Genomic DNA, 593 nt, shown 5'->3' with positions numbered 1-593 from the left:
TCGGCGGCGAGATCGCCGGTGCCGAACCAGCGGCTGCGGACGGTGCGGTAATAGGCTTCCATGTCGTACTGCGCCACCGGCAGGGCGAGGTCGCGCGCCGTCAGGCGGCCCACCGAGCCGGCCAGATTGTAGCTCGCCGTCACCACGTTGGAGAGCGCCTGCACCAGGCTCACCCGCGCGTTCAGCAGTTCCTGCTCGGCATTCAGCACGTCCAGCGTCGTCCGGCTGCCCACCACCGCCTCGCGCTGCACGCCATCGAGCGCGATCTCGGCGGCACGGATCTGCGCCCGCACGCTCTCCACCTGCGCCCGCGCCGATTGCAGCGTCTCCCAGGCCTGCGTCGCCTGCTGCATCGCCTGCCGCCGCTGGTCGTCCACCACCTGCCGGTAGCGCTGCGCATCCTGCCGCGCCTGACGCACCGCCGAATGCTCCGAGCCGCCCTGATACAGCGGCACCGACAGGTTCGCCGTGATCTGCTCGCCCGAGGCCCGGTAATGCGGCTGGCTCGAATTGTCGTTGCGGAAGGCCTGCGCCTGCAGGCTCACCGTCGGCCGCAGCGCCGACATCTGCACCTCCACCGCATCGCGCGAGGC

1 protein-coding gene is annotated in these 593 nt (G+C 71.2%); it reads right to left on the bottom strand.

Features of this window, described 5'->3' with window-relative positions; translation table 11 throughout:
• The coding region (locus NON00_RS24645) for a TolC family protein (protein ID WP_256025441.1) at positions 1–593 on the bottom strand (593 nt) is incomplete at both ends.

The organism is Roseomonas sp. GC11 (genome assembly GCF_024437745.1).
Lineage (GTDB): Bacteria > Pseudomonadota > Alphaproteobacteria > Acetobacterales > Acetobacteraceae > Pseudoroseomonas.
The sequence above is the reverse complement of the archived record's forward strand: the minus strand, read 5'-3'. Positions and strand labels throughout refer to the sequence as shown.